This is a genomic window from Legionella feeleii, assembly GCF_001467625.1.
Classification (GTDB): domain Bacteria; phylum Pseudomonadota; class Gammaproteobacteria; order Legionellales; family Legionellaceae; genus Tatlockia; species Tatlockia feeleii.
Genome location: NZ_LNYB01000090.1, coordinates 289 through 1,644, shown reverse-complemented (window position 1 = coordinate 1,644; position 1,356 = coordinate 289). Strand labels below are relative to the sequence as shown.

The window sequence follows — 1,356 nt, the reverse complement described above, 5'->3', positions numbered from 1 at the left end:
AATGATGAAAGGTGGTGGTTTCTCTCGCTTTTCAGCATAAAAGCAAAGCATTTTCTCCCAACTTTCAAAAAGAAACATGCCAAAAATCACCTCAAGCTCACTCCATAACTGCCTAAATGTTCTTGTAATACTACGGCACCAATGGAACAATTTGTCTGTCATCTCAAGGATTTGATGAATATAAAAGGCAAGCATGATTAGGATATAAAAATTAAAGGACTCCCCATTGACATGTCCCCAGTTATGCGTCAAATCATAGCCATTATTTTTTAGCGTATTAAAACATTCGTTTTCCACCTTCCATCTTGCTCTGGCAGCTTTGGTGATGCTGGCCACCGTTGTGGCATTGACATCAAGATTCGTGGCCCATACTCCAAGCGTTGTTGAAGTCTGATTACCCTTTTTATCCATGCTAATGGCAAAGGCCTGAATGACTGTTACTGTAATATCTGTGCTGCCATTTAAAGGAATCTCCTTGTACCAGCGATGGGCGATAGTGGTACCGCTATCGTTTCGAGTTTTCAAGCTCTCATAGGGGGCTTTTTCAATGGCTTTAAATAATTTTTTATGGTCCCCTTGTTTGACTCGAAACAGATACTCTTCTTTTGCATCAAGAATAGTTTGAATAAAAGGAGCGGTCGCATACAGGCTATCTGCCAACCAGATAAAGGACATGCGTGGATGTCGCGACCTTATGGAGGGGAGAAGGCGGTAGGCCGCATTGATTTCACAGTCTTGCTTCTCCGTGCCATCTGTATTTTTAATTTCTTCTGGCATTAATGGCAGTATATGCTTTTTGTCTGGGTGACAAATAATAGGCTGCAATGCCTTATGACTGTATTGTACGACGCCATTACGTTTCGTCTGGGTCAAACAGCATGCGCAGTTGATAGCCTCAGAGGAATAGTATTCGGTGGCATCAATAGCCACCAGATACTTCTTTTGAAACTGATAAGATGCCAAATGCTTGCCGCGTTGCAACCTGGCTAAATAATCGTCAAAGATGGGAGCAAACTGAGCAGAAGGGATAGAGCCGATAATCTTGCGCATTTGGTTGTCTTTCGGAGTATGAACTACCCCAAATTGGGTCTGAAGATTATTTTTGTGATGCTTCCTCTCCATACGCTCCTGATAGTTCACCATGTTCCCTGATTGATAAAACATACAAGCCAAACCAGATAAGGCAGTATCTAACGCAGAATAAGTTGTACTGCTTCCACGCCTCGTCTCCTGGTAATCATAAAAACTCTTTTTAAATCCGTTGATAAGTGGAGCTAAACTTAGGTGCTTTTTTAGTTGCATAGGGGCTTTTAAAATCGTGTGAAAAACCAGCCTGATTATCCTTAATTTCAATCA

General features: G+C 41.6%; 1 protein-coding gene. It reads right to left on the bottom strand.

The features are described 5' to 3' along the window. On the bottom strand, window positions 1-1,164 hold a 1,164-nt coding region (locus Lfee_RS17730; RefSeq protein ID WP_238584954.1), incomplete at its 3' end, for a hypothetical protein. Window positions 1,165-1,356 lie beyond the last annotated feature (192 nt).